Here is a 21629-nt window from a genome sequence, read left to right as displayed (position 1 = left end):
TTTTAGTCTCTATAAGCTACGATACCAATGATGGTATCAACTGCACGTTCCATAGTCTGAAGGCTGACGTATTCAAAACGTCCGTGCATATTTTCACCACCCGCAAAGATATTGGGAGTAGGGATTCCCATAAAGGAAATTTTAGAGCCGTCTGTCCCTCCACGGATTGGTTCGATTATAGGAGTGATACCTAAATCTTCCATAACGGCTTTAGCAATGGTAATTGGAGTCATATCTTTTTCAATGACTTCTTTCATATTGTAGTACTGGTCTGTCAAGTTCAGGGTGACACGGTCGCTATCAAGTTCTTGATTCATTTTATCAGCGATTGCTTGCATAGCTTTCTTACGAGCTTCAAAGGCATCCTTTTCAAAATCGCGAATGATGTAGCTTGCACGCGCCTCCTCAACGCTTCCAGTCACATCCATAAGATGGTAGAAGCCTTGGTAACCTGATGTCAACTCAGGACGTTCATTCTCTGGAAGTTGGTTATGAAAATCAATTGCTAACTGAAGGGCGTTGACCATTTGCCCTTTGGCGGTACCAGGGTGGACATTGCGACCTTGGAAATGCAATTCAGCCCCAGCTGCTGAAAAAGTCTCGTACTGAAGTTCTCCGAGACGTCCACCATCTACAGTATAAGCAAAATCCACATCAAAATCTTCTGCATCAAATTGATTAGCACCAACACCGATTTCTTCATCTGGTCCAAAACCAACACGAATTTCACAGTGCTTGATTTCAGGATGGGCAGTCAGATATTCAATGGCTGTCATAATCTCAGCAATTCCTGACTTGTCATCAGCTCCTAGTAAGGTTGTTCCATCGGTTGTGATGAGTGTTTGTCCTGGATATTTTTCAAGACTCTTGAAGTCGGCTGGATCGAGTTTGAAACCAGAATTTCCAAGTTCAATCACACCACCATCGTAGTTTTCAATTACCTGTGGATTGACTCCTTCGGCATTAAAATCAGCAGTATCCATGTGAGATATAAAGCCAATCTTACGTGTTAAAGATGGATCATTGGCTGGCAAGGTTCCAATTGCAAAACCATTTGGTAGATAATAAACATTTTGTAATCCAACACGTTTCATTTCAGGAATAAGGACATTGGTAGCAAAATCTACCTGACTCTGCGTACTTGGAGTAGTAGTAGAGTGTTCATCAGAGCGCGTGTTGACCTTAACGTAGGTTAAGAAGCGATCCAAGAGATTGGGGTAAGTCATAAAAAGCTCCTTTTGAATTCATTTTTTCCATTGTATCATAGAAAAGAGAGAAAAACAAAAGACAGAAGTTAGGGAAATTCGCTATGTTGGCGTTTACTTATCAACGAATTAATGATAAAATAAACTTGATAAAAATATCACAAGGAAGCGATTATGAAAAAAGCAATTTTAATGATGACTTTCGGTTCGCCAGAAGAGATTACCTTTGAAGGTGTGGCTGATTTTTTCACCAATATTCGTCGTGGAGTGAGACCTCAAGACCATGAAATTCAAACACTCTATGATAATTATGTACGAATTGGAGGCACGCCTTTGCAAAAAATTACCCGTGAAGAGGTTGCCTTGGTAGAAGCTAGGCTGAGGAATGAATACAGTGTTTATTTTGCTAATAAGTTTTCAAGACCCTTTATCCCAGATGTGATAGGTCAGATGGAAGCAGACGGAATCGAGCAGTGTATTTGCTTGATTTTGGAGCCTCATTATTCTTTTTACTCTGTCATGGGATATGAGAAATTTTTAGAAAGCAAGCAAATCCAATTTTTAGTTATTAAAGACTGGTATCAAGAAGAAGCGCTCTTAAACTATTGGGCAGATGAAATTGCTAAGATTTTAAAATATGAAGTGAAGCAAGATAGCTTTAAAGTCATTTTTTCAGCCCACAGTGTGCCCATTTTTGCCTTGGATTTTGGTGACCCTTATATTGACCAAATTTTTGAAAATAGCAAGTTAGTCGCTGAAAAACTAGGTTTGAGTTCTGAGCAATATACAAATACCTGGCAAAGTGAGAGTGATATCGGGATTCCATGGATTAAGCCAGATGTCTTGGAGTATCTTAGAGAACAGAAAGAACATCCAGACCATTATATTTTTGTACCTATTAGTTTTATTAGTGAGCACATTGAAGTCTTGTTTGACAATGATGTGGAATGTTATGACTTGTGTCAAGAATTTGGGGTGAACTACCATCGTCCACAAATGCCAAATACGGATTATCGCTTGATTGATGCCTTGGTTAATACAGTCAGAGCTAATGAACATCAAGAGTTTAAGGAATTTCTCCCAGAAGAAGAAACCTTTGATGAGTTAGTTCCTTCAGATGAGACGAAAAATATCTTGGCTGAATCTCAAGATTTACAAATGCCAGAATTTGTGAAAAAATTGATTGAGAAAAAAGGTCGTGAAAATGTTAAGATGCCTTATCTTATTAAGAAAATGCTTGAGAAAGCAGGCAAGTTACCGAAAGAGTAAAGAAAAAAGGATTTAGCTTTGTGCTAGATCCTTTTAATCGATTATTTTTTCTCAAGGAGAGCTTTGATTTCTTGAAGTACTTCCAACTCAGTTGGACCAGCTGGAGCTTCCTCAGCAGCTTCTTCTTTCTTAGTAAGGCTTTGAGCTTTTTCAATACCTTTGATAACGAAGAAGAGAACAGTACCGATAACTAGGAAGTTGATAACAGCACTCAAGAATTTACCATATGTAACACCATTCCAAGCAAGCTCAGCGATGTTTTGTACTTTCGCAGCTTCCAAGGCTGGATTCAAAATAAGTGGAGTGATGATATCGTTAACAAGTGATGTAACGATTGCACCAAAAGCAGAAGCAATGATCACACCGACAGCAAGGTCAACAACATTACCACGAAGCAAAAATGCTTTAAGATCTTTTAACATTTTCATAATTTCCTTTCAAAAAATTTTTACACTTAATTATATATTAATTAAGAAATTCTTGCAAACTATATGCTTAAATTTTTTCTTATTTTTTAAAAATAAATACCTTACTAAAAATGTAATTGAGGATAATTATTAAGAATTGTGCAATAACTGTTTCAATACTGTTTACCTTATTAATATTATAATTTACAAATTGCCCGATAATATTAGGAAACTGAGTTACAAATAGAAAAGTTAAAAACAAGTCTAAAAGAAAAGTAGAAAGACGTGCTATAGTAAATTTTACTAAACGAATTGACCAATTCTCTCTAGCTTGCTTAAAGACAAGCCTATCATTTGTAATAAATGCAAATAGGATACCGATACTATTTGCTAGTCCAGTTGCAAGGAGTTCTTTATGGGTTAATTGATAAATGACTAATCTGGCTAGAATGGAGACAAGAGTAGTTGCTATTCCAAAAAAAAAGATAGGCTAAGAGCTCATTCACGAAGAGACTTTGAATGCGTTTTTTCATGCTTTTAGTATAGCATAAAGCAGGCTATTGTGCTATACTAGTAAGGTTGATTAAATCAACCCTTGGTGCTTAGCTTCTTTCACCAAGCATATTATACGCGGGAAACCGCCAAAGGAGAAAAGATGAAAAAATTAACTATTCGTGATGTTGCAGATATTGCAATCGTTGCTGCTATCTATGTCGTTTTGACTGTTACACCGCCCCTAAATGCCATCAGCTATGGTGCTTATCAGTTTCGTATTTCAGAAATGATGAACTTTATGGCTTTTTACAATCCAAAGTACATTATCGGAGTTACTATCGGTTGTATGATTGCCAATTTCTTTAGTTTCGGACTGCTAGATGTCTTTGTTGGTGGTGGATCAACCTTAGTATTCCTCAGTCTAGGTGTTTGGCTTTTTGCAAAATATAGCAAGGATTACCTCTTTAATGGATTGATTCGAAAAGATCATTTCTTCTTTTCAATCCTCTTTTCAATTTCCATGTTTACAATTGCTGCCGAGTTGAATATCGTAGCGCAATTACCATTTTTCCTTACTTGGTTCACAACAGGAATTGGTGAATTTGCTTCATTGATTATTGGCGCGATTATTATTGGTAAAATTGGTCGTCGAATTGATTTAAGCAAATAGAAGAAGATAAGCTAGGTAGCTATTACCTGGCTTTTTCTTATGGAAAATATCTAAGGAAACTTGACAAGATTATCTAACTATAGTATACTTTTTAAGTAAGCTGATTTAGCTCAGTTGGCAGAGCGCATCCATGGTAAGGATGAGGTCGCCGGTTCAATCCCGGCAATTAGCATGATATTTACAGGGAAACACTTGAATACAAGAGTTTTTTCTTATGCTCGCGAGAAAAAATTCTGACTTTTGTATAATAAAAGTCATCCTGCAAAAATTTTTTATTGACAAACCCACTTATTTCTAGTAATATAATAGACGCGATGAGTCGATAGGTAGTCTTCGGACTACTATTGAGCATAAGGAGGTCATAACGCAGGAGCGGACCTTGATGAGTTGTGTGAACCTGCTCATCACATGAAGATGCCTCTTAGTCCCTAGTCTAGCGACTGGGGATTTTTATTTTCCAAAAAATGATGAAAAAGCTTTGCAATTCATGGAAAAAGTAGTATAATACATCTATTATAGAAATTTTTAGAAAATTCCGAAAGAGGTTATTTATGGGATATACAGTTGCTGTAGTCGGCGCGACAGGTGCTGTCGGAGCTCAGATGATAAAAATGTTGGAAGAATCAACACTTCCAATCGATAAAATCCGTTACCTTGCTTCTGCTCGTTCAGCAGGCAAGACTTTGAAATTTAAAGGTCAAGATATTACGATTGAAGAAACGACTGAAACAGCTTTTGAAGGAGTTGATATTGCTCTCTTTTCAGCAGGTGGTTCTACATCAGCTAAGTATGCACCATACGCAGTGAAAGCTGGAGCAGTAGTAGTAGATAATACATCTTACTTCCGTCAAAATCCAGATGTGCCTTTGGTTGTTCCAGAGGTCAATGCTCATGCACTTGATGCTCACAACGGAATCATTGCCTGCCCTAACTGTTCAACAATTCAAATGATGGTAGCTCTTGAGCCAGTTCGCCAAAAATGGGGCTTAGACCGTATCATTGTTTCAACTTACCAAGCAGTTTCAGGTGCTGGTATGGGAGCAATTCTTGAGACACAACGTGAACTTCGTGAAGTCTTGAATGATGGTGTAAACCCACGTGATTTGCATGCGGAAATCTTGCCTTCAGGTGGTGATAAGAAACATTATCCTATCGCTTTTAATGCTCTTCCACAAATCGATGTCTTCACTGACAATGATTACACTTACGAAGAGATGAAGATGACTAAGGAAACTAAGAAAATCATGGAAGATGATAGCATTGCAGTATCTGCAACATGTGTGCGTATTCCAGTCTTGTCAGCTCACTCTGAGTCTGTTTACATCGAAACAAAAGAAGTGGCTCCAATCGAAGAAGTAAAAGCAGCTATCGCAGCTTTCCCAGGTGCTGTTCTTGAGGATGATGTCGCTCATCAAATTTATCCTCAAGCCATCAATGCAGTTGGTTCGCGTGATACCTTTGTTGGTCGTATCCGTAAAGACTTGGATGCTGAAAAAGGAATCCACATGTGGGTTGTTTCAGATAACCTTCTCAAAGGTGCTGCTTGGAACTCAGTTCAGATTGCAGAAACTTTGCACGAACGTGGCTTGGTTCGTCCAACAGCTGAATTGAAATTTGAATTAAAATAGTCATATTGTTTAGGAGTTCAGATGAACTCCTTCTTTGAAATAGAGAGGTGTTTCTCATGTCTTATAAAGATTTAAAAGAGTGTAAAATCATCACAGCCTTTATTACTCCCTTCCACGAGGATGGTTCCATCAACTTTGATGCCATTCCAGCCTTGATTGAGCATCTGTTGGCGCATCATACGGATGGAATTCTTCTCGCAGGTACCACTGCTGAGAGTCCAACCTTGACTCACGATGAAGAGTTGGAGCTCTTTGCGGCTGTACAAAAAGTTGTCAATGGACGTGTTCCTTTGATTGCGGGTGTGGGTACCAATGATACGCGTGACTCTATTGAGTTTGTCAAAGAAGTAGCAGAATTTGGTGGTTTTGCTGCTGGGCTTGCTATTGTTCCTTACTACAACAAACCTTCGCAAGAAGGAATGTACCAGCACTTTAAAGCAATTGCAGATGCTTCTGACTTACCTATTATTATCTATAACATTCCAGGGCGTGTGGTTGTCGAATTGACTCCAGAAACCATGCTTCGTTTGGCTGACCATCCAAATATTATTGGTGTCAAAGAATGTACTAGCCTGGCTAATATGGCTTACTTGATTGAGCACAAGCCAGAAGAGTTCTTGGTCTATACTGGTGAGGATGGAGATGCTTTCCATGCCATGAACCTTGGTGCGGATGGGGTTATTTCTGTTGCCTCTCATACAAATGGGGATGAGATGCACGAGATGTTCACTGCAATTGCAGAAAGCGATATGAAAAAAGCCGCAGCTATTCAGCGTAAATTCATTCCTAAGGTCAATGCCCTCTTCTCTTATCCAAGTCCTGCTCCTGTTAAGGCGGTTCTTAACTACATGGGATTTGAAGCTGGACCAACTCGTCTACCTCTAGTTCCAGCACCAGAAGAAGATGCTAAACGTATTATCAAGGTTGTCGTAGATGGCGACTACGAAGCGACTAAGGCAACTGTAACAGGGGTTTTAAGACCAGATTACTAATAAAGACAATAAAATCCATGACCTAATGAAGGATCATGGATTTTTCTTATTTTCCTAAACAGAATTGGCTAAAGAGTTGGGTGATGAGTTCATCAGGAGCAGCATCCCCAGTGATTTCTCCGAGGATTTCCCAAGTACGGGTCAAGTCAACTTGAAGCAAGTCAACTGGCATACCTAGTTCCAGCCCTTCATTAACAGCTTGCAAACTTTCAACAGCCTTCTCAATCAAGGAAATATGACGGGCGTTGGACAAGTAAGTAGCATCTTGCTCGACTAGACCAGCATTTTCAAAGAAGAGGTTGTTGATACGTTCTTCAATCTTATCAATATTTTGGTTTTTTAGGACTGAAATACGAATAACGTCTTCAGGAAGTTCTGAAGTTTCAATCGTTTCTGGCAGGTCGGTTTTATTAAGAAGAATAATGCGATTAGTCTCCTGACTGATTTCTAGGAGTTGGCGGTCTTGGGCGGTTAGTGGTTCACTGGCATTTAGCACCAGTAGAACCAAGTCGGCTTCCTTGAGGGCTTTTTTCGAACGCTCAACTCCAATTTGTTCAACGATATCATCCGTTTCACGAATACCAGCTGTGTCAATCAATTTGAGAGGAACACCGTTGATGTTGACGTATTCTTCGATGACATCTCGAGTTGTACCAGCAATGTCTGTAACGATAGCCTTGTCCTCACGTAAGAGGTTGTTGAGGAGGCTGGATTTTCCAACGTTAGGACGGCCGATGATAGCTGTTGAAATTCCCTCACGGAGGATTTTGCCGCGACGGGCTGTCCTAAGGAGATTAGTTAGTAATTGTTCAAACTCCATTGTCTTCTCACGGACAACAGCAGTAGTGGCTTCCTCAACATCGTCATACTCAGGATAGTCGATATTGACCTCAACTTGGGCAAGTGTATTGAGGATTTCTTGACGGGTATTGTTAATAAGGTCAGAAAGGGAACCATCTAGTTGTTTGACCGCAATGTTCATGGCTTTGTCAGTTTTGGCACGGATGATATCCATCACAGCCTCAGCCTGTGTCAAGTCCACACGACCGTTGAGAAAGGCACGTTTGGTAAATTCACCAGGCTCAGCTAATCGAGCTCCTTCACGGATAGCTAGTTGGAGAATTTCATTGGTCACGGCAATCCCACCGTGGGTGTTAATCTCGATAATATCCTCACGAGTGAATGTTTTTGGAGATTTCATGGCTCCAACCATGACCTCGTCCATGACTTTTCCAGTCAGAGGATCAACAATGTGACCGTAGTTGAGAGTGTGGCTGGCAACCTTGCTCAAGTCTTTTCCTTTAAAAATCTTTTGCGCAATAGCAAAACTATCTGTCCCGCTCAGGCGGACAATACCAATAGCCCCTTCACCTAGTGGAGTAGAGATAGCAGCGATGGTATCAAATTCACGTGTAATCATAATATTTCCTTTAATTAATAGCTCTTTTCTTGGAAATTTTTCCAAGTATCCTTTCAAATTGTAACAAATTTAGGTTATTTCTTCAATGGATGCTACTTGGAGATTGAAAAAGCCTAAGCAATTCTGCTTAAGCTAGATTATTTGGTGCGCATTTTACCTTGAGGGAAGTAGGTTCCTTCTGGCATGTCGTTGATGATGACATGAACAGCAGATTGAGGTGCTCCAGTGTTACGGACAACGGCTTCCGTTACTTCCTTAGCAAGAGCTTTCTTTTGCTCGAGCGTGCGTCCTTCAAATAAATCGATGCGTACAAATGGCATAATAGCTTCCTCCACTAGTTTTTGATTTCTTCTATTTTACCACATTTTGCCATTTAAAGCTTAAGAAAATTATGATATACTAGAATGTAGCAAAAATTTAGAAATGGACGTGAAGCAAGAAACATGGCACAGTTGTATTATCGTTATGGGACCATGAACTCTGGTAAGACCATTGAGATTCTCAAGGTGGCCTATAACTATGAGGAGCAAGGAAAGGGTGTTGTGATTATGACATCAGCTCTTGATACTCGTGACGGTATTGGCTATGTGTCGAGTCGGATCGGTATGAAACGCCCTGCCATTGCGATTGAGGAAACAACTGATATCTTCGGCTATATCCGAGACCTATCTGAAAAACCATACTGTGTGTTAGTTGATGAGGCCCAGTTTCTTAAGCGTCACCATGTTTACGACCTAGCTCGTGTTGTTGATGAGTTAGATATACCCGTCATGGCTTTTGGTTTGAAAAATGATTTTCGCAATGAACTGTTCGAAGGTTCCAAGTATCTCTTGCTATTAGCAGATAAGATTGATGAGATTAAGACCATTTGCCAGTATTGTAAGAAAAAGGCGACTATGGTGTTGCGTACACAGGATGGACTGCCCGTTTATGATGGAGAACAGATTCAGATCGGTGGTAATGAAACCTATATCTCAGTTTGCCGTAAACATTATTTTGCCCCTGAAATCAATAAGGAGAATGAAGAAAAATGAACATCTATGATCAACTACAAGCTGTAGAAGACCGTTATGAAGAATTAGGAGAGTTGCTCAGTGACCCAGATGTCGTTTCAGACACCAAACGTTTTATGGAGCTTTCAAAAGAAGAGGCTTCAACTCGTGACACAGTAACAGCCTACCGTGAGTACAAACAAGTCCTTCAAAACATCGTTGATGCTGAAGAGATGATTAAGGAATCAGGTGGAGATGCTGACTTGGAAGAAATGGCCAAGCAAGAGCTAAAAGATGCCAAGGCTGAAAAAGAAGAATACGAAGAAAAACTCAAAATTTTGCTCCTTCCAAAGGATCCAAACGATGACAAGAACATCATCCTTGAAATTCGTGGAGCAGCTGGTGGTGACGAAGCTGCACTTTTCGCCGGAGACCTTCTAACTATGTACCAAAAGTATGCAGAAGCCCAAGGCTGGCGCTTTGAAGTCATGGAAGCTTCTATGAACGGTGTCGGTGGTTTCAAAGAAGTCGTTGCCATGGTTTCAGGTCAGTCTGTTTACTCTAAACTCAAGTATGAGTCAGGTGCTCATCGTGTACAACGTGTCCCTGTGACGGAAAGCCAAGGCCGTGTCCACACCTCTACAGCGACAGTTTTGGTTATGCCAGAAGTCGAAGAAGTAGAATATGATATTGATCCAAAAGACCTTCGTGTTGATATCTACCACGCATCTGGTGCTGGTGGACAGAACGTCAATAAGGTTGCGACTGCTGTTCGTATCGTTCACTTGCCAACCAATATCAAGGTTGAGATGCAGGAAGAACGTACCCAGCAGAAGAACCGTGAGAAGGCTATGAAGATTATTCGTGCGCGTGTTGCTGACCACTTTGCACAAATTGCTCAGGATGAACAAGACGCTGAGCGTAAGTCGACAATCGGTACTGGTGACCGTTCAGAACGGATTCGTACTTATAACTTCCCACAAAACCGTGTCACAGATCACCGTATCGGCTTAACCCTCCAAAAACTAGATACCATTTTGTCTGGTAAATTGGATGAAGTTGTGGATGCCTTGGTTCTTTATGACCAAACACAAAAATTAGAAGAATTAAATAAATAATGAAATTAGCTCAATTATTTTCAGATTTTGAGGAAGAGTTGATAAGACAAGGAGAGGAAGCTGAAAGCCTCTCTTTTGTCTATCGTAGCCTGAAAAATCTATCTTTTACAGATTTCGTTTTTGCCCTCCAGCAGGAAGTGACGGAAGAGGAAGAAGTATTTGTAAAAGGAATTTTCCAACAGTTAGCAGCTCATAAACCGGCACAGTACATCATTGGACAGGCAGATTTTTATGGAATGCAGTTAAAAGTTGATGAGCGAGTATTGATCCCTCGTCCAGAAACAGAGGAGTTGGTAGAGCTTATCCTGGCTGAAAATCCTGAGACGAATCTTTCAGTTCTGGATATTGGAACAGGTAGTGGAGCTATTGCTCTAGCCTTAGCAAAAAATAGACCAGATTGGTCAGTGACAGCAGCAGATATTTCCCAAGAAGCTCTTAACCTTGCGTCCGAGAATGCTAAAAATCAAAAACTTAATATATTTTTCAAAAAATCTGATTGTTTTGCAGAAATTTCTGAAAAATATGATATAATTGTATCCAATCCACCCTATATCTCTCGTGAAGATGAGTCAGAGGTCGGTTTGAATGTTTTGCATTCGGAGCCACATCTAGCCCTCTTTGCAGACGAGGATGGCCTAGCTATTTACCGTAGAATTGCGGAAGATGCAAAAGACTATCTCAAAGATGGTGGTAAAATTTACCTTGAAATTGGATACAAGCAAGGTCAAAGTGTTCCTGAACTTTTTAGGAAGCATCTTCCTGAAAAACGTGTAAGAACACTTAAGGACCAATTTGGTCAAGATAGGATGGTCGTGGTTGATGATGGACAGGATTAAACAAGAGTTGGAAAATGGTGGAGCTGTCGTTCTACCTACAGAGACGGTTTACGGTCTTTTTGCCAAGGCTCTAGACGAAAAAGCAGTTAATCATGTATACCAGATTAAACGTCGTCCCAGAGACAAGGCGCTTAATCTCAATATCGCCTCTTTAGAGGATATCTTGAACTTTTCAAAGAATCAGCCAACTTATCTACAAAAACTTGTAGAGACCTTTTTACCAGGTCCCTTGACCATTATCCTCGAAGCCAATGACCGAGTTCCCTATTGGGTCAATTCTGGCCTTGCAACTGTTGGATTTCGGATGCCGAGTCATCCCATTACCCTTGATTTGATTCGAGAGACGGGGCCCTTGATTGGACCGTCTGCCAATATCTCAGGTCAGGCAAGTGGAGTGACCTTTAGTCAGATTCTAGAGGATTTTGACCAAGATGTTCTGGGTTTGGAAGACGATGCTTTTCTAACTGGACAGGATTCAACTATTTTGGACTTATCTGGAGACAAGGTTAAAATCTTACGCCAAGGGGCGATTAAGCGAGATGATATTCTTGCTCAGTTGCCAGAGATTTCTTTTGAGGAGGAATGAGATGCTAAGAAATTTAAGAGAAACTGATGTGAAAGCTATATGTGACATTAACCAAGAGGCTTTGGGCTACTCTTTTAGTCCAGGGGAAACGGCTAGCCAACTAGCTAGACTGGCTCAGGATTCTCATCATTTCCTACTTGGCTATGAGGATGCAGCTAGTCATGCCTTGCTTGGATATGTACACGCTGAGGTCTATGAATCACTTTATTCTAAAGCAGGATTTAATATTTTAGCTTTAGCAGTTTTACCTCACGCGCAAGGTCAAGGTATTGGTAAAAGCTTATTACAAGGGTTGGAAGAAGAAGCAAAAAGACGTGATTATGGGTTTATCCGCTTAAACTCTGCAGATCATCGTCTGGGTGCTCATGCATTTTATGAAAAAGTTGGTTATACTTGTGATAAAATGCAGAAACGGTTTATTCGCATCTTTTAGTTTATTTTCTTAAACTAAAGGACCTGTCACACTATAAAGGAGAAGACCTATGATTTTTGACAAAGACGATTTTAAAGCATATGATGCTGATCTCTGGAATGCTATTGCCAAAGAAGAGGAACGCCAACAAAACAACATTGAGTTGATCGCTTCGGAAAACGTGGTTTCCAAGGCAGTTATGGCAGCTCAAGGGTCTATCTTGACGAATAAATACGCTGAAGGTTACCCAGGACGCCGTTATTATGGTGGAACAGATGTAGTAGACGTGGTGGAATCTCTAGCTATTGAACGCGCAAAAGAAATTTTCGGTGCTAAATTTGCTAATGTCCAACCTCACTCTGGAAGCCAAGCCAACTGTGCGGCTTACATGGCCTTGATTGAGCCTGGTGATACCGTTATGGGGATGGATTTGGCAGCAGGTGGACACTTGACTCATGGGGCTCCTGTTAGCTTCTCAGGTCAAACCTACAACTTTGTTTCTTATAGTGTGGATCCTGAAACGGAACTCTTGGATTTTGATGCTATCTTGAAACAAGCCCAAGAAGTAAAACCAAAATTAATCGTAGCTGGTGCTTCAGCCTATTCTCAAATTATCGACTTTTCAAAATTCCGTGAAATTGCGGATGCTGTTGGGGCGAAGCTCATGGTAGACATGGCCCATATCGCTGGTTTGGTTGCTGCTGGTCTTCACCCAAGTCCAGTGCCATACGCTCATATCACTACAACAACGACTCACAAAACCCTTCGTGGACCTCGTGGTGGTTTGATTTTGACTAATGACGAAGAACTTGCTAAGAAAATCAATTCAGCTATTTTCCCAGGTATTCAGGGTGGTCCTTTGGAGCATGTTGTAGCAGCTAAAGCTGTTTCTTTCAAAGAAGTTTTGGATCCAGCTTTCAAGGAATATGCTACCAATGTTATCAAGAACAGCAAGACTATGGCGGATGTCTTCTCGCAAGACCCTGATTTCCGTATCATTTCTGGCGGAACTGAAAACCACCTCTTCCTAGTGGATGTGACTAAGGTTGTAGAAAACGGCAAAGTTGCTCAAAACTTGCTGGATGAAGTCAATATTACCCTAAATAAAAACTCAATCCCTTACGAAAGCTTGTCACCATTCAAGACAAGTGGTATTCGTATCGGAGCAGCAGCTATTACTGCACGTGGATTTGGTGAAGAAGAAAGTCGCAAAGTGGCTGAACTTATCATTAAAACCCTTAAGAATGCAGGAAATGAAGCTGTCTTAGAAGAAGTGAGAAGCGATGTCAAAGCATTGACAGATGCCTTCCCATTATACGAGGACTAAAACTTTTATGGACATTTATATTAAGAAAGCCATTATCCATCAGTTTAGCCCGGATGATACCGAGCTGTTTCTAGCGGATAAGTTTCTCAATATCACTCCAAAAATCGAAGAATACCTGCGGAAAAAAATTGAACGTGTGTATTCAGATGAAGCCAAGACTGGGATTTTCGAGGAAGAAAATCCCTTCTTCAATCACATCACAGACGATTTGTTGGAGACATCAGTAACACTGGCTAATCTCTGGAAAGAGGAGTTCAGCATTTCCGAAAATCTCAAGACCAATGACTTGATTTTTGTGCAATTTTCTAAAGAAGGTGTAGAACATTTTGCTTTCTTACGAATTTCCCTGAGGGAGACTTTGACCCACCTCGGAGGAGAAGTTGATAATCCAATCAAGCTGACTCAGAATAACCTGCCTGGATTTGGAACGGGTGCTGATGAGGCCTTGGTGGTCAATCTTCAGAGTCGCAAGTACCATCTGATTGAAAAACGAATCAAGTACAACGGGACTTTTTTGAACTATTTTTCAGATAATCTTCTTGCTGTTGCTCCTAAGATTTCACCCAAGAAATCTATCAAAGAACTGGAAAAAACGGCCCAGAGAATTGCTGAATCTTTTAATACAGATGATTTTCAATTTCAATCTAAGGTCAAATCAGCGATTTTCAATAACTTAGAAGAAAGCAATGAATTATCTCCTGAGAAATTGGCTAACGACCTTTTTGACAACAATCTGACGGCTCGTTTGAGCTTTATTGATCAAGTCAAGGAAGCTGTACCAGAGCCTGTTCAATTTGATGAAATTGATGCCAGTCGCCAATTAAAGAAATTTGAAAACCAAAAACTCTCCTTGTCAAATGGAATTGAGCTCATCGTTCCCAATAACGTCTATCAAGACGCCGAGTCTGTTGAGTTTATCCAAAACGACAATGGAACCTACTCTATCTTAATCAAAAATATCGAGGATATCCAAAGTAAATAATGTTTAAACGAATTCGAAGAGTGCTTGTACTAGCAGTCTTCCTTTTTGCTGGCTATAAAGCTTATCGCGTTCACCAGGATGTCAAACAAGTCATGACCTATCAACCCATGGTGCGAGAAATCTTGAGTGAAAAAGACACCCCAGCAAACGAAGAGCTTGTGCTCGCTATGATTTATACCGAAACAAAAGGAAAAGAAGGCGATGTTATGCAGTCTAGTGAGTCTGCAAGTGGTTCCACCAATACCATCAATGATAATGCCTCTAGCATTCGACAAGGCGTTCAAACTCTGACAGACAATCTCTATCTGGCTCAGAAGAAGGGGGTGGATGTCTGGACGGCTGTTCAAGCCTATAATTTTGGACCTGCCTATATCGATTTTATCGCCCAAAATGGCAAGGAAAATACCTTGGCTCTGGCCAAACAGTACTCTCGTGAGACCGTTGCTCCCTTGCTTGGCAATACCACTGGAAAGACTTATAGTTATGTTCATCCCATTTCCATTTTTCATGGAGCCGAACTCTATGTAAATGGAGGAAACTATTATTATTCTAGACAGGTGCAACTCAACCTTTACATCATTAAAACTTTCACTCTCTTTTCGACATCTGGCTAGTCCAGGTGTTTTTGATATAAGTTTTCTTTAAGATAGATATATTACTCTAGAAAGGTAAAGGAGGGAATTCCCTATGAGAAAGAAACTCTTTCTGACCAGTGCTGCGGTCTTGTGGGCAGTAACAGCTTTGAATAGCGCCCATGCAGCAACAGATGTTCAAAAAGTTATCGATGAAACCTATGTCCAACCTGAATATGTCCTAGGTTCTTCATTGTCTGAAGACCAAAAAAATCAAACTTTAAAAAAATTAGGCTACAATGCCTCATCTGACACAAAAGAACTCAAGACTATGACACCTGATGTCTATTCTAAAATCATGAATGTGGCCAATGACTCTAGTTTACAGTTGTATTCATCAGCCAAGATCCAAAAGCTCGGTGACAAGTCGCCACTTGAGGTTAAGATTGAAACACCAGAAAACATCACTAAGGTGACGCAGGATATGTACCGCAATGCGGCCGTAACTTTGGGTGTGGAACACGCCAAAATCACTGTAGCAGCCCCCATTCCAGTTACAGGTGAGAGTGCCTTAGCAGGGATTTACTATTCACTTGAAGCTAATGGAGCCAAGGTGCCACAAGCCAACAAAGAGTTGGCTCAAGAAGAGTTGAAGGCTTTGTCAGATATCAATGCTGAAAACAAGGATAAAACTGACTATGATGCTAATAAATTAAACGTTGCCCTAGCCGATATCAAGTCAGGACTTGCCAAAGCTAAAGAAAGTAAGGGAAATCTGACAGAGGAAGATGTCCGCAAAATCGTTGAAGATACCTTAAAAAATTACAAACTCGATCAGGTTATAACAGGAAACCAAATCAATATCATCATCAATTTTGCTTTGAATCTCTCAAAGAGTGATATCCTCAGCAATGCAGACTTCACTAAAACTTTGAATGACCTTAAACAAAGCATCGTATCACAAGCTGGCGACAGTTTTAAAAATATTAACCTTAACTTTGATGCGGATAAGGCGCTAGAGGATGGCGGGAACTTCTTAAGCTCCCTCTGGCAAGCCATTGTCAACTTCTTCAAGAGTTTTGGTTCTTAAGAAATTTCATGGTATAATAGATGGTAACCGTAACGTTGCCGTCTTTTTTATCGGCCAATAGAAAGAGAAGAGAATGTTAAAGAAAAATGATATTGTAGAAGTTGAAATTGTCGACTTGACCCATGAAGGGGCAGGAGTTGCCAAGGTTGATGGTTTGGTCTTTTTTGTCGAGAATGCTTTACCGAGTGAAAAAATCCTCATGCGTGTCCTCAAGGTCAATAAAAAGATTGGTTTTGGGAAAGTTGAAGAATACCTTGTCCAATCACCATACCGTAATCAAGATCTAGATTTGGCTTACCTGCGTTCAGGAATCGCGGATTTAGGTCATCTTGCCTATCCAGAACAGCTCAAATTTAAAACCAAGCAAGTTAAGGACAGTCTATATAAGATTGCTGGAATTGCTGATGTAGAGGTTCCTGAAACTTTAGGTATGGAAAATCCAGTCAAGTACCGCAACAAGGCGCAGGTGCCTGTTCGTCGAGTCAATGGTCTCTTGGAAACAGGATTTTTCCGTAAGAATTCCCATGACCTCATGCCACTGGAAGATTTTTTTATCCAAGATCCTGTGATTGATGAGGTAGTTGTAGCCCTACGCGACTTGCTCCGTCGTTATGATTTGAAACCTTATGATGAAAAGGAACAAGCTGGCTTGATTCGGAATATTGTGGTTCGTCGCGGACATTATTCAGGACAAATTATGGTCATTTTAGTAACAACTCGTCCCAAAATTTTTCGTGTCGACCAATTGATTGAACAACTAATCAAGCAGTTTCCAGAGATTGTATCTGTCATGCAGAATATCAACGACCAGAACACCAATGCGATTTTTGGTAAGGAATGGCGCACCCTTTATGGACAAGACTTTATCACTGACCAGATGTTGGGAAATGACTACCAAATCGCTGGACCCGCTTTTTACCAAGTCAATACTCAAATGGCTGAGAAACTCTATCAGACAGCCATTGACTTTGCTAAATTAAAAGAAGATGATGTGGTCATCGATGCCTATTCTGGTATAGGAACAATTGGCCTCTCTGTTGCGAAATACGTCAAGGAAGTCTACGGTGTTGAAGTGATTTCAGAAGCGGTTGAGAATAGCAAAAAGAATGCTCAGCTGAACAATATTTCAAACGCCCACTATGTCTGTGACACAGCTGAAAATGCTATGAAGAATTGGCTCAAGGAAGGAATTCAACCAACCGTTATTTTGGTTGATCCTCCACGCAAGGGCTTAAACGAAAGCTTTATCAAGGCAAGTAGTCAAACAGGAGCAGACCGCATCGCCTATATCTCCTGCAATGTCGCTACTATGGCGCGTGATATCAAACTCTACCAAGAATTGGGATATGAGTTGAAGAAAGTCCAGCCGGTGGATCTTTTTCCTCAAACGCACCATGTCGAATGTGTAAGTTTGTTAGAGAAACGTAGTTAATCCTCAAAAGGTTCCCCAAACCTTTTTAGTCCCGCAGACGCATCATGTTGAGGCAGCATCACTGCTTGTACGAGCTTAGAAAAAATGTTGACGAAAAAGCCTTGGTGTCAAGGTTTTTTTGGTATCCTCAAAAAGGTAATTTTATAATTGACAATTTGTCAGTAAAGTAGTATGATTTATAATCAGGAGGAATAAAATGCGAGATGTAAAAGATCCGGAAATTCGACGGGCTGAGATTATGGATGCTGCTATGCTCCTCTTTATGGAGAAAGGATATGCGAACACAACAACTCAGGATATAGTCGATAAGGTAAATATATCACGAGGTTTGTTATACTATCACTTTAAGAACAAAGAAGATATTCTGTATTATCTTGTGGAACGTTATTCAGAGAAATTATTGAGAGATATTCATGTGATTGTCAATGATGACGACAAAACTGCTATTGAAAAAATTAGAGCCTTTATAGATGCCACAATAATCTCTACAGATAACGTTTCAGCGGAAGGAACTGAGTTACAAAAGACGGTTGATCTTGAAGAAAATCGTTATATGTTAGATAAGTTATCTCATAAGCTCATTGAAAAACTGACTATATATTTTGAGAGGATAATAAATCAAGGCATCTCAGAAAAAGTATTTTCTGTAAAATATCCATCAGAAACAGCAGAATTTCTGATGACAGCCTATGTTTTTGTTTCAAATAACATAGGTATAAAAACTTCAAAGAAAGAACCTGTCAAAGATTACTTGAATGCATTTAAGATAATGCTGGAACAAAATCTAAATACAAAAGGACTCTTTAGCAATTAAAAAAGATAGAATATTTGTAAAGAGAACTACGTACCGATAGCTAAATCAAAACAAGCTATCGGTATTATTTCAAAATATTACTGACAAATTGTCAATGGAGACGAAAATATGTTAGAGATAAAGAATTTTAGTAAAAGTTATGGAGATAAGAAGGTTGTGGATAACCTGTCTATTTCAGTACAGCCTGGAGATATTTATGGTTTTATTGGGGCAAATGGTGCGGGAAAAACATCAACGATAAAGGCAGTTGTTGGTATCCATGATTTTGAAGACGGAAGTATAATTATCAACGGTCATTCTATTAAAGAAGAACCTGTTATTTGTAAAAAAATGATGGCGTATATCCCAGATAATCCAGATTTGTATGAACATATGACAGGACTTCAATATATTAATTTTATTGCTGATCTGTTTGAAATTCCTACAAAAATACGCAGGGAGAGAATCCAAAAATACGGTGATTTATTTGATATGACTGAGCATCTTTCGGGGATTATTTCTTCATATTCACATGGTATGAAGCAACGAACAGCCATTATTTCTGCACTTGTACATTCTCCCAAACTGTTGATTTTAGATGAACCCTTTGTTGGGCTGGATCCCAAAGCAACTTTCCTACTAAAGAAAATTATGCATGAGTGTGTTTCAGATGGAGGCGCTATTTTCTTTTCAACCCATGTATTGGACGTTGCAGAAAAATTATGTAATAAGATTGCTATTATCAAAAATGGAAAGTTAGTTGCAAGTGGTAATACAGGAGATGTCAAAGGTGATGAATCATTGGAAGCATTTTTCATGGAGGTGCAGGACGATGAGTAACATTTGGATACTAATTAAAGCACAATTAATAAATTTCTTTCCTATTAACGAGATTAGAGATTCAGGAAATAAAAAACAAAGTTCAATTGCTATTGCGAGTTTTGGCATAATAACTCTTTCCTTATTTTGCTTTGTTTATAATATACTAACAGCGAAAACATTGGTACACGTCGGACAGCAGGACTTGATACCAGCATATATGGTCTCTGTATCAAGTTTTTCAATATTATTTTTGACTGTCTTTTATTCGAATGGCATTTTATTTGGCAGTCGAGATATGAAAATTCTCCTATCCTTACCTGTTAAAAGTTCGTATATTATCACCAGCAAGTTCATGTTTATGTACTTATTGAATTTTTTAATAGGCTTGATGTTTATGCTTCCGGGTGGAATTGTATGGGGCTTGAACGGAAGTTTAAATCTCCTACAGATTATATTGTATTTTACTTCTATAATTTTTGCCCCTTTGATTCCCATGTGTATAGCGACATGCATGGGACTCGTTATTGTTGTCGCTTCATCTTTTTTTAAAAGGAAAAATGTTATCTCTCTTATTTTTTCATTTGCGATGTTAGGTATAATTGGATATTTTGCATTATCAGCTTTGCAATCAGGTGATGAAAGTAGTATTGGGGTTACTCTGGCTAAGCAAATTACTGGACTGTATCCAATTTCTAGACTATTTATGTCATACTACAATTTTCCAATGTACTATGGGATGGGATTTTATATAGTTCTTTCAATAGTCGTCTTTTATCTATTTGTCAAAATTGCTTCGTTGAAGTATGGACTACTTAATACACTTGCCAATACAAAATCAAGATATGCTAATGACAAAGTATCTTATGAAAGAAAATCGGTATTTTTTGCCTTGTATCAAAAAGAGCTTGGACGATTTTTAAGTTCTTATATGGCAGTCTTGAATGCAGGCCTCGGTGTAATACTTTTATGTGTTTTTAGTATATTTTTGCTTTTTAATTCTATAGAACAAATAGGAGAGTCTTCAGGAATAGAAAATATAAATGAATATCTCTCAAATTTTGCTCCATTATTTATTGCATCTATGCTCTCTCTGAGTTGCCCGGCAGCTTCATCTATGTCTTTAGAGGGTAAAAATATTTGGATTTTGAAAAGTTCTCCGGTTGAGGTAAGAATGATTTTAAATGCTAAGATAGCTGTTAATCTTACACTTCATTTGATTGGATATATGATTTCTGTATCTGTATTTGTGCTAAAACTAGATATGAATCTCATTCAAGTCACGAACCTAATTATTGTTCCTATATGTTACTCCTTTTTTATAACTGTAATCGGAATTGCATTAAATAAAAAATATCCTAACTATGATTGGGACAGTGAGATGATAGTTGTCAAACAAAGTCTTCCTGTTATTGTAACTGGAATTATTGGTATGATTGCGCTTATTACGCCACTTTTGATTAATTGGCTGTTTAATCTTCCGATTATATTTGTTTTACAGTTAGTATCAGTAGTTTTATTGGTTATTACAATGGGTGTTTATTTAACAATAAGCAAGAAAAATTTTATCTAGTTAAAGGAGAAAAATAAGATGAAAAACAGACTGATAAAAGATATTTTGGTGTTATTAGTAATGCTAGCTATAATAGTTGTTATTTGTAGATTTCTCCCAGAAAAAGTTCCGATTCATTTCAATGCAAAAGGAGAAGCAGATATGTTTGCAAATAAATACTATCTTCTACTAGCTACAGTCATCCCCTATTCTGCATATTGGAAGTTTGTTAGGAAAAGTGAAAATAAAAAGATTAAATGAAACACCATCTATATTTACAAATTGCATCAAAATTAAGAACGACTATTTTAAGAGGTGATTATGCATCTGAACAACAAATTCCTTCAATAAGGAGATTAGCAGAAAACGAGAAGTGTAATCCGGCAACTGTCCAAAAAGCAATGAAAGTTCTCGAAGAACAGAATTTGATTATTAGCTGTGGAACATTAGGATATTTTGTCATAGCAAGCGAGCAAGAAATAAAGGAGTTAAGATATCAAGAATCTAACAAGCTAGTGAAAATTTTGTTTGAAAAACTAGGTGAGCTAGGCTTTTCAGAAGATGAGATTGTCAATTTATTTTTTAGAAAAGATGCTTAGAAGAAGTTGAATGGAAATTTATTAGGATTTTTGTGAAAGTATAGAAAAGCCTTGATTGTAAGGCTTTTTTTGTGTTTTTATGATAGAATATAGGTAGTTATAATCTAGAGCAACTAAGAAGCAGTAACAAATATTACATATAAAATAATAAAAATAAGGAAGATAAAATGACAGAAATTGACAAAAAGAATTTAAAAAATTATCTTTATTGTACATTTGGAATTACTTATATAGCTTGGGGACTTCTTGCCATATTTACTCAATCTCATATTTTGGGATTAGAAACATTTATAGGGAGAATGTTACATATAGTAGGTGCACTTGGTCCAGCTATTGCAAGTGGCTTTTATTTGAAAAGTAATAATATAAAATTTAAACATTTTGTATTTAATAAAAGAAAAAATAGTAGTATTTATTTCATTATTCATTTGTT

At 38.7% G+C, this 21629-nt stretch carries 23 protein-coding genes, 1 tRNA gene, 2 pseudogenes and 1 riboswitch; of the genes and pseudogenes, 21 read left to right on the top strand and 5 right to left on the bottom strand.

Annotated elements, in window-relative coordinates; all coding sequences use genetic code 11:
* Positions 1 to 2 precede the first annotated feature (2 nt).
* Positions 3 to 1226 (bottom strand): peptidase T, encoded by a 1224-nt coding sequence (gene pepT, locus HMPREF2613_RS04250; protein WP_070479229.1) that lies wholly within the window; start codon positions 1224 to 1226, stop codon positions 3 to 5.
* Between the two features lie 153 nt (positions 1227 to 1379).
* On the opposite strand from pepT, the gene hemH reads away from it, so the two are divergent.
* Entirely contained in the window at positions 1380 to 2474 is a 1095-nt protein-coding gene (gene hemH, locus HMPREF2613_RS04245; protein WP_070479226.1) for a ferrochelatase, read from the top strand.
* Between the two features lie 41 nt (positions 2475 to 2515).
* On the opposite strand, the gene mscL is transcribed toward hemH, so the two are convergent.
* Together mscL and HMPREF2613_RS04235 are read right to left on the bottom strand one after the other, a co-directional pair.
* Positions 2516 to 2896: a large conductance mechanosensitive channel protein MscL gene (mscL, locus tag HMPREF2613_RS04240; RefSeq protein WP_000910203.1), complete on the bottom strand. Its 381-nt coding sequence runs from the start codon at positions 2894 to 2896 to the stop codon at positions 2516 to 2518.
* Positions 2897 to 2981: 85 nt separating this feature from the next.
* Positions 2982 to 3414, bottom strand: a pseudogene (locus HMPREF2613_RS04235) (GtrA family protein).
* 28 nt (positions 3415 to 3442) lie between these two features.
* Positions 3443 to 3539, top strand: a riboswitch (PreQ1 riboswitch).
* On the opposite strand from HMPREF2613_RS04235, the gene HMPREF2613_RS04230 reads away from it, so the two are divergent.
* From HMPREF2613_RS04230 to dapA, 4 genes are all read left to right on the top strand, one after another.
* Positions 3537 to 4046 (top strand): QueT transporter family protein, encoded by a 510-nt coding sequence (locus HMPREF2613_RS04230; RefSeq protein WP_000737072.1) that lies wholly within the window; start codon positions 3537 to 3539, stop codon positions 4044 to 4046. It overlaps the preceding riboswitch by 3 nt.
* A 99-nt stretch (positions 4047 to 4145) precedes the next feature.
* Positions 4146 to 4218 (top strand) — tRNA-Thr (locus HMPREF2613_RS04225).
* A gap of 379 nt (positions 4219 to 4597) precedes the next feature.
* Positions 4598 to 5674 carry an aspartate-semialdehyde dehydrogenase gene (locus HMPREF2613_RS04220; protein WP_070479224.1) on the top strand — a complete coding sequence of 359 codons (1077 nt, stop codon included), beginning with the start codon at positions 4598 to 4600 and terminating at the stop codon, positions 5672 to 5674.
* A gap of 56 nt (positions 5675 to 5730) precedes the next feature.
* On the top strand, positions 5731 to 6666 hold the full coding sequence (dapA, locus tag HMPREF2613_RS04215; protein WP_070479221.1) for a 4-hydroxy-tetrahydrodipicolinate synthase: 936 nt from the start codon (positions 5731 to 5733) through the stop codon (positions 6664 to 6666).
* Between the two features lie 46 nt (positions 6667 to 6712).
* Here dapA and mnmE read toward each other — a convergent pair whose 3' ends face one another.
* Both mnmE and HMPREF2613_RS04205 read right to left on the bottom strand, forming a co-directional pair.
* The gene (gene mnmE, locus HMPREF2613_RS04210; RefSeq protein WP_070479218.1) at positions 6713 to 8086 is read right to left on the bottom strand and encodes a tRNA uridine-5-carboxymethylaminomethyl(34) synthesis GTPase MnmE; all 1374 of its coding nucleotides are present in this window, start codon (positions 8084 to 8086) and stop codon (positions 6713 to 6715) included.
* 137 nt (positions 8087 to 8223) lie between these two features.
* A complete protein-coding gene (locus HMPREF2613_RS04205; RefSeq protein ID WP_023947717.1) occupies positions 8224 to 8406 on the bottom strand; it encodes a 4-oxalocrotonate tautomerase in 183 nt (60 codons plus the stop codon).
* Between the two features lie 123 nt (positions 8407 to 8529).
* Here HMPREF2613_RS04205 and HMPREF2613_RS04200 point away from each other — a divergent pair, with 123 nt between their 5' ends.
* From HMPREF2613_RS04200 to HMPREF2613_RS04125, 16 genes and pseudogenes are all read left to right on the top strand, one after another.
* Complete coding sequence (locus HMPREF2613_RS04200) at positions 8530 to 9120, top strand: thymidine kinase (protein ID WP_020901348.1); 591 nt, start codon at positions 8530 to 8532, stop codon at positions 9118 to 9120.
* The gene (gene prfA / locus HMPREF2613_RS04195) at positions 9117 to 10196 is read left to right on the top strand and encodes a peptide chain release factor 1 (RefSeq protein WP_001028815.1); all 1080 of its coding nucleotides are present in this window, start codon (positions 9117 to 9119) and stop codon (positions 10194 to 10196) included. Before HMPREF2613_RS04200 ends, prfA begins: the two co-directional genes overlap by 4 nt.
* Complete coding sequence (prmC, locus tag HMPREF2613_RS04190) at positions 10196 to 11032, top strand: peptide chain release factor N(5)-glutamine methyltransferase (protein ID WP_070479216.1); 837 nt, start codon at positions 10196 to 10198, stop codon at positions 11030 to 11032. The genes prfA and prmC overlap by 1 nt, the downstream gene beginning before the upstream one ends.
* Complete coding sequence (locus tag HMPREF2613_RS04185; RefSeq protein ID WP_070479213.1) at positions 11016 to 11618, top strand: L-threonylcarbamoyladenylate synthase; 603 nt, start codon at positions 11016 to 11018, stop codon at positions 11616 to 11618. Before prmC ends, HMPREF2613_RS04185 begins: the two co-directional genes overlap by 17 nt.
* Before the next feature lies 1 nt (position 11619).
* Entirely contained in the window at positions 11620 to 12051 is a 432-nt protein-coding gene (locus HMPREF2613_RS04180) for a GNAT family N-acetyltransferase (RefSeq protein ID WP_070479210.1), read from the top strand.
* 49 nt (positions 12052 to 12100) lie between these two features.
* Positions 12101 to 13357 (top strand): serine hydroxymethyltransferase, encoded by a 1257-nt coding sequence (gene glyA / locus HMPREF2613_RS04175; protein WP_070479207.1) that lies wholly within the window; start codon positions 12101 to 12103, stop codon positions 13355 to 13357.
* Positions 13358 to 13364: 7 nt separating this feature from the next.
* Positions 13365 to 14339, top strand: a complete 975-nt coding sequence (locus HMPREF2613_RS04170) for a nucleoid-associated protein (RefSeq protein WP_049487157.1) — start codon at positions 13365 to 13367, stop codon at positions 14337 to 14339.
* On the top strand, positions 14339 to 14953 hold the full coding sequence (pmp23, locus tag HMPREF2613_RS04165; RefSeq protein ID WP_061589707.1) for a cell wall hydrolase Pmp23: 615 nt from the start codon (positions 14339 to 14341) through the stop codon (positions 14951 to 14953). The genes HMPREF2613_RS04170 and pmp23 overlap by 1 nt, the downstream gene beginning before the upstream one ends.
* A 73-nt stretch (positions 14954 to 15026) precedes the next feature.
* Positions 15027 to 16001, top strand: a complete 975-nt coding sequence (locus HMPREF2613_RS04160; RefSeq protein WP_070479205.1) for a DUF1002 domain-containing protein — start codon at positions 15027 to 15029, stop codon at positions 15999 to 16001.
* Positions 16002 to 16074: 73 nt separating this feature from the next.
* Entirely contained in the window at positions 16075 to 17433 is a 1359-nt protein-coding gene (gene rlmD, locus HMPREF2613_RS04155) for a 23S rRNA (uracil(1939)-C(5))-methyltransferase RlmD (RefSeq protein ID WP_070479203.1), read from the top strand.
* Between the two features lie 196 nt (positions 17434 to 17629).
* Complete coding sequence (locus HMPREF2613_RS04150; RefSeq protein WP_070479200.1) at positions 17630 to 18247, top strand: TetR/AcrR family transcriptional regulator; 618 nt, start codon at positions 17630 to 17632, stop codon at positions 18245 to 18247.
* A 108-nt stretch (positions 18248 to 18355) separates the two neighbouring features.
* Positions 18356 to 19066 carry an ABC transporter ATP-binding protein gene (locus HMPREF2613_RS04145; protein WP_070479198.1) on the top strand — a complete coding sequence of 237 codons (711 nt, stop codon included), beginning with the start codon at positions 18356 to 18358 and terminating at the stop codon, positions 19064 to 19066.
* Complete coding sequence (locus tag HMPREF2613_RS04140; protein ID WP_070479196.1) at positions 19059 to 20618, top strand: putative ABC transporter permease subunit; 1560 nt, start codon at positions 19059 to 19061, stop codon at positions 20616 to 20618. The genes HMPREF2613_RS04145 and HMPREF2613_RS04140 overlap by 8 nt, the downstream gene beginning before the upstream one ends.
* An 18-nt stretch (positions 20619 to 20636) precedes the next feature.
* The gene (locus HMPREF2613_RS04135) at positions 20637 to 20858 is read left to right on the top strand and encodes a DUF1648 domain-containing protein (protein WP_070479194.1); all 222 of its coding nucleotides are present in this window, start codon (positions 20637 to 20639) and stop codon (positions 20856 to 20858) included.
* Positions 20855 to 21196: a GntR family transcriptional regulator gene (locus HMPREF2613_RS04130; RefSeq protein ID WP_070479192.1), complete on the top strand. Its 342-nt coding sequence runs from the start codon at positions 20855 to 20857 to the stop codon at positions 21194 to 21196. Before HMPREF2613_RS04135 ends, HMPREF2613_RS04130 begins: the two co-directional genes overlap by 4 nt.
* Positions 21197 to 21363: 167 nt before the next feature.
* Positions 21364 to 21629 (top strand): annotated as a pseudogene (locus tag HMPREF2613_RS04125) (CPBP family intramembrane glutamate endopeptidase); the annotation flags it as partial.

Source organism: Streptococcus sp. HMSC070B10, from assembly GCF_001808665.1.
Lineage (GTDB): Bacteria > Bacillota > Bacilli > Lactobacillales > Streptococcaceae > Streptococcus.
This window is presented reverse-complemented; position numbering and strand designations above follow the sequence as displayed.

What these genes read in the sequence shown, in the direction of transcription:
- HMPREF2613_RS04145 (WP_070479198.1), top strand. Translation starts at nt 18,356, where the DNA reads ATGTTAGAGATAAAGAATTTTAGTAAAAGTTATGGAGATAAGAAGGTT.
- prmC (WP_070479216.1), top strand. Translation starts at nt 10,196, where the DNA reads ATGAAATTAGCTCAATTATTTTCAGATTTTGAGGAAGAGTTGATAAGA.
- dapA (WP_070479221.1), top strand. Translation starts at nt 5,731, where the DNA reads ATGTCTTATAAAGATTTAAAAGAGTGTAAAATCATCACAGCCTTTATT.
- HMPREF2613_RS04185 (WP_070479213.1), top strand. Translation starts at nt 11,016, where the DNA reads ATGATGGACAGGATTAAACAAGAGTTGGAAAATGGTGGAGCTGTCGTT.
- HMPREF2613_RS04135 (WP_070479194.1), top strand. Translation starts at nt 20,637, where the DNA reads ATGAAAAACAGACTGATAAAAGATATTTTGGTGTTATTAGTAATGCTA.
- HMPREF2613_RS04150 (WP_070479200.1), top strand. Translation starts at nt 17,630, where the DNA reads ATGCGAGATGTAAAAGATCCGGAAATTCGACGGGCTGAGATTATGGAT.
- mnmE (WP_070479218.1), bottom strand. Translation starts at nt 8,086, where the DNA reads ATGATTACACGTGAATTTGATACCATCGCTGCTATCTCTACTCCACTA.
- pmp23 (WP_061589707.1), top strand. Translation starts at nt 14,339, where the DNA reads ATGTTTAAACGAATTCGAAGAGTGCTTGTACTAGCAGTCTTCCTTTTT.
- prfA (WP_001028815.1), top strand. Translation starts at nt 9,117, where the DNA reads ATGAACATCTATGATCAACTACAAGCTGTAGAAGACCGTTATGAAGAA.
- HMPREF2613_RS04160 (WP_070479205.1), top strand. Translation starts at nt 15,027, where the DNA reads ATGAGAAAGAAACTCTTTCTGACCAGTGCTGCGGTCTTGTGGGCAGTA.
- HMPREF2613_RS04140 (WP_070479196.1), top strand. Translation starts at nt 19,059, where the DNA reads ATGAGTAACATTTGGATACTAATTAAAGCACAATTAATAAATTTCTTT.
- HMPREF2613_RS04230 (WP_000737072.1), top strand. Translation starts at nt 3,537, where the DNA reads ATGAAAAAATTAACTATTCGTGATGTTGCAGATATTGCAATCGTTGCT.
- HMPREF2613_RS04180 (WP_070479210.1), top strand. Translation starts at nt 11,620, where the DNA reads ATGCTAAGAAATTTAAGAGAAACTGATGTGAAAGCTATATGTGACATT.
- pepT (WP_070479229.1), bottom strand. Translation starts at nt 1,226, where the DNA reads ATGACTTACCCCAATCTCTTGGATCGCTTCTTAACCTACGTTAAGGTC.
- rlmD (WP_070479203.1), top strand. Translation starts at nt 16,075, where the DNA reads ATGTTAAAGAAAAATGATATTGTAGAAGTTGAAATTGTCGACTTGACC.
- HMPREF2613_RS04130 (WP_070479192.1), top strand. Translation starts at nt 20,855, where the DNA reads ATGAAACACCATCTATATTTACAAATTGCATCAAAATTAAGAACGACT.
- glyA (WP_070479207.1), top strand. Translation starts at nt 12,101, where the DNA reads ATGATTTTTGACAAAGACGATTTTAAAGCATATGATGCTGATCTCTGG.
- hemH (WP_070479226.1), top strand. Translation starts at nt 1,380, where the DNA reads ATGAAAAAAGCAATTTTAATGATGACTTTCGGTTCGCCAGAAGAGATT.
- mscL (WP_000910203.1), bottom strand. Translation starts at nt 2,896, where the DNA reads ATGTTAAAAGATCTTAAAGCATTTTTGCTTCGTGGTAATGTTGTTGAC.
- HMPREF2613_RS04170 (WP_049487157.1), top strand. Translation starts at nt 13,365, where the DNA reads ATGGACATTTATATTAAGAAAGCCATTATCCATCAGTTTAGCCCGGAT.
- HMPREF2613_RS04200 (WP_020901348.1), top strand. Translation starts at nt 8,530, where the DNA reads ATGGCACAGTTGTATTATCGTTATGGGACCATGAACTCTGGTAAGACC.
- HMPREF2613_RS04220 (WP_070479224.1), top strand. Translation starts at nt 4,598, where the DNA reads ATGGGATATACAGTTGCTGTAGTCGGCGCGACAGGTGCTGTCGGAGCT.
- HMPREF2613_RS04205 (WP_023947717.1), bottom strand. Translation starts at nt 8,406, where the DNA reads ATGCCATTTGTACGCATCGATTTATTTGAAGGACGCACGCTCGAGCAA.